The sequence below is a fragment of the Streptomyces sp. KR55 genome, from assembly GCF_052245645.1.
GTDB lineage: Bacteria > Actinomycetota > Actinomycetes > Streptomycetales > Streptomycetaceae > Streptomyces > Streptomyces flavusporus.
Genome location: NZ_JBQQCE010000637.1, coordinates 1 through 4,238 on the forward strand (window position 1 = coordinate 1; position 4,238 = coordinate 4,238).

Annotated in this window: 4 protein-coding genes; 3 read left to right on the plus strand and 1 reads right to left on the minus strand. The window is 73.2% G+C overall.

Features of this window, described 5'->3' with window-relative positions; all coding sequences use genetic code 11:
* The 3 genes from ACTWQJ_RS47290 to ACTWQJ_RS47300 form a co-directional block, all read left to right on the plus strand.
* Positions 1–1,265 (plus strand): thioesterase domain-containing protein (locus ACTWQJ_RS47290; protein WP_443312553.1); only part of this gene is annotated, 1,265 nt, incomplete at its 5' end.
* 59 nt (positions 1,266–1,324) lie between these two features.
* The gene (locus ACTWQJ_RS47295) at positions 1,325–1,552 is read left to right on the plus strand and encodes an MbtH family protein (RefSeq protein WP_443312554.1); all 228 of its coding nucleotides are present in this window, start codon (positions 1,325–1,327) and stop codon (positions 1,550–1,552) included.
* Positions 1,553–1,603: 51 nt separating this feature from the next.
* Positions 1,604–2,935, plus strand: coding sequence for a hypothetical protein (locus ACTWQJ_RS47300; RefSeq protein ID WP_443312555.1), 1,332 nt, complete (start codon positions 1,604–1,606; stop codon positions 2,933–2,935).
* 109 nt (positions 2,936–3,044) lie between these two features.
* Here the strand turns inward: ACTWQJ_RS47300 and ACTWQJ_RS47305 are convergent, their stop codons facing one another.
* Positions 3,045–4,157: an alpha-hydroxy acid oxidase gene (locus ACTWQJ_RS47305; protein ID WP_443312556.1), complete on the minus strand. Its 1,113-nt coding sequence runs from the start codon at positions 4,155–4,157 to the stop codon at positions 3,045–3,047.
* Positions 4,158–4,238: the final 81 nt, after the last annotated feature.

Sequence of the window (4,238 nt, forward strand, 5' to 3'; positions counted from 1 at the left end):
CGGCGCAGAACGCGGTCGTCGTCCGTGAGGACCGGCCCGGCGACCGGCGGCTCGTCTCGTACGTCGTGCCCGTACCCGGTACGGCCGCGGAACCCGAGACCCTGCGGGCGCACGTGCGCAGCCGACTGCCCGGCTACATGGTGCCCGCCGCCGTCGTACCGCTGCCCGCGCTGCCCCTCACCCCGAACGGCAAGCTGGACCGCAAGGCGCTGCCCGTGCCCGACCTCACGGCCCCGACCACCAGCGCCGGCCTCCCGCGCACCCCTCAGGAGGAGGCGCTGTGCGCCCTGTTCGCCGAAGTCCTCGGACTGGCACGGGTCGGAGCCGACGACGACTTCTTCGAACTGGGCGGACACTCGCTGCTCGCGACCCGCCTGGTGAACCGCATGCGCACCGAGCTGGGGACCGCCGCCTCCATCCGCACCGTCTTCGAGGCCCCGACCGTCCGGCGCCTGGCCCGTCGGCTGCACCGGCAGGACGACCCGCTCGACACACTGCTGCCGCTGCGCACCGGCCGCGAAGGCATCCCGTACTTCCTGATCCATCCCGTCGTCGGGATCGGCTGGTGCTACTCCGGGTTCATCACCCGGCTCCGGCCGGACGCCCCGCTCTACGCCCTCCAGGCGAACGGTCTGCGCCCCGGCGACGCATGCGCGTCCAGTCTGAAGGAAATGGCCGCCGACTACGCCGCCCGCATCCGGAAGGTGTGGCCGCACGGCCCGTACCGGCTGATCGGCTGGTCTTTCGGCGGCCTGGTGGCGCACGAGACGGCCACCCTGCTGCAGAGCGAGGGAGCGGAGGTCGACCTGCTCGCGCTCCTCGACTCCTACCCCGCCTCCGGCCCGGAACCGCACGAGGCGGCGACCGACCTGCTCCAGGAGATCCTCACCGTGCTCGTGGCGGCAGTGGACCCGGCCTGCCGGTCCGGCGCGACGACCGCTGCCGAGGTCGCCACGCTGCTCCGCGAGCACGACAGTCCGCTGTCCGGACTCGGCGAGAGCGGCATCGAGGCCCTGCACCGGGTCGCCGCCAACAACCGCCGCATAGCCGCCGAGTTCGCCCCCGGCGTCTTCCGCGGCGACGTGCTGGCCTTCCGCTCCGGGCGGGACGACACCGCGCGTCCCTCCGCGGCCGGGGCGTGGGGCGCCCACGTCACCGGACAGGTCCACGAGGTCGAGGTGGACTGCACGCACCTCGAGATGACCACGCCCACCGCGCTGGACGTGATCGCCCCGGTGCTGAACGAGCGCACGGCGAACCGCTGAACCGCGTCCGCGCCGCGGGCGGATCCACAGATCAGAGAGTGACGACAAGGAGAAACACCATGGCCACCAACCCCTTCGAGGACGAGAACGGCACCTACCTGGTCCTGGTCAACGCGGAGGGCCAGCACTCCCTGTGGCCGTCCTTCGTCGAGGTACCGGCCGGCTGGGAGCGGGCCTTCGGCGAGGACACCCGGCAGGCGTGCCTGGACTACGTCGAGCAGAACTGGACGGACATGCGCCCCAAGAGCCTGATCGAGGCCATGGACGCGCAGCACTCCGGCGCCTGACCGGGCCGTCGACGAACTGGTGAAAGCGTGCATATGACCAAGAAGGCGCCAGTGGGGGAATCCGCGGACTCCTTGGAGGAGGGGCACATAGGCGTCGGCGGAACGGCACTGGGGCACGGCACCCGTGCGTCCCGGGACAGAGCGTTACGGGAGGCGGGCGACGCCGTCACGGCGTGGTCCCACCGGGCGGTCGGCCCCGGCCGGCCGGACTTCGGCAGCTTTCCTTACGAGCAGGTGGTCGGCTACTACCAGCAGGCCGGTAAGGCGGCCGTCTCCGCCGAGTTGGTCGCCCTGCTGAGGGGGACGCGGCTCGGGATCGAGTGTTCCGGCCGCGCACGGCCCTGGGCGTCACCGGAGGCCTGGCTGTTCGACACCTGGCTGCCGCTGACGTTCACGGACCGGCCGATGAGCTACGCCTCCTACGTGGGCAACGACGTCCTCGGGATCGCCCAGTGGGACACGGACGATGCCCCCCGAGCCACGGAACGGGCCGAGGACCTGCTGCTGGCCGTGCTCCTGGCCGACCTGGTGGAACGGGAGACCGACGCGCTCGCCGCCACCGGCGGTGAGGGCCGCCAGCGGACCCGGACCACCGCGGTGTGGCAGGCCCTGGCCCGGCTGGCGGACTACGCACCGCTGGCCCTGCCGGACACCGCATCGCTGGCCGAGGTGCGTGCCGCGCTCGGCCGGTCGGGGTCCGAGGACGCAGCCCCCGCCGCACGGGCCGCCGTCGAAGCCATCCGGGCCGAGGCACCGCAGGCGCTGCGGCGTGCGGTGGAGGTCACCCTGCTGCCCGTGACGACCCTGCACGACGAGCGCATGTTCATCCGCTCCATCCAGCTCTTCGAGCGGCTCTTCGCCCGGGTGGCCAGAGCGCTGACCTTCGCCGTGGAGGCCGTCCGCGCCGGGCGGCCGCTCGACGCCGCGGCCTTCCTGGAGTCGGCCGGAGCCCGGCTGCCCGGCGCGACGGCCCCGCTGTACCGGATCCTGACCACCATGCCGCCGGAGGCGTTCGCCGTGATCCGGGACCACACGCACGGTGCCAGCGCGATTCAGTCACGGCCGTACCAGTTGGTGGAGACGGTGAGCGCGAAGCGGGAGGCGGGGGCCCACTCACCGGAGAAGGGTCCGGTCTTCACCCTCGACGCCACGCTGCAGGAGGCATTCCTCGCGCACTCGGGCGGCTGGGCCACCGAGGACGCGCGCCGTCTGGAAGCGGCCATGCGGAAGCTGGACGCCGGCTGGTGCGGGATGAAGCGCACCCACTGGGGCGTCACCATGAAGATCATCGGCCGTGTGCCGGGCACCGGTGGAACCACGGGCGCCGACTACTTGAAGGCGGCGGCCCGGGTCGGACTGTTCCCGCTGCTGGCCACCGGCTGAACGGGGCACCGACGGGACGCCGTTGCCGGGGGAGAGGGCCGGAAAGGCGTGAAGGGCGTCCGCCGAGTGCATCGGCGGACGCCCTTCGCGACGACGGGCACTGCGTGGCTCAGACGACCACGGTGTCCAGCTGACGGGCGGCCGCGAGGTCGGGGCAGCCCGCCAGCAGGAGGGCTTCCCGCAGCTCGCTCCGCAGCAGCTCCAGGACGTGCTGTGCGCCGGCCTCGCCGTCCATCGCCAGCCCCCACAGCAGCGGCCTGCCGCACAGGGCCCCGTCCGCGCCCAGCGCCAGGGCCCGCAGGACATCCGTACCGGTGCGCACCCCGCTGTCGAGCAGCACCGCACAGCGCCCGCCGACCGCGTCGAGCACGCGGGGCAGCGCGGTGACGCTGGGCACGGCGGCGGCGAACTGACGGCCGCCGTGGTTGGACACGATCACCCCGTCGGCACCGATGTCCACGGCGCGGACGGCGTCCCGCGGATCCAGGATGCCCTTCACCAGCAGGGGCAGCTCCGTCCGGGCCCGCAGCCAGGCGAGGTCGTCCCAGCCGAGGGCCGGGTCGAAAGCCTCCGCGGTGTGCGTGGCGACTGCGGACCGACCGTTCTTCCGTCGGTGCGCGGCCGTGTCCGGGGCCGGACCGAGGTTCGCGGCGCTCACCTGCGGGGGGAGGCTGAAGCCGTTGCGCACGTCCCGCAGCCGGCGGCCCATACGGGGCACGTCGACGGTGACCACCAGGGCCTCGCAGCCGGCCGTCTCCGCGCGGCGCACCAGACCGAGCACCGCGTCCCGGTCGCGCAGCCAGTACAGCTGGAACCACACTGTCCCGCCCACCGCGGCGATCTCCTCGACGGAGTAGCTGCTCAGCGTGCTGATGACGAACGGGACGTCGACGGCGCACGCGGCCCGCGCGGCGGCCAGCTCACCGCCGGGGTGCAGCAGCCGCTGGTACGCCATCGGAGCCACCGCCAGCGGCATGCCGACGGTGCTGTGGAGCAGCTTGCCCGAGGTGTCGGCCTCCTCCGTACCGGCCAGCACTCTCGGCACCAGCCGGACGTTGTCGAGGGCGGCCCGGTTCGCCGCCTGGGTCGACTCGTCGCCGCTGCCGCCGTTCACGAAGTCCAGGACATCTTCCGGCAGTCGCCGAGCGGCGAGTTCGGCCACGTCGGCGACGGTGAGCGCCAGCCGTGGACCGCGGCCGCCGGTCGAGTCCGTGGGAGCCACCGACGTCACCGGTCGGCGTCCTGCCGTGCCTGCTGCATCTCCATCTCCACGGCGGTGTACAGGGCCTTGATGTTGCCGCTG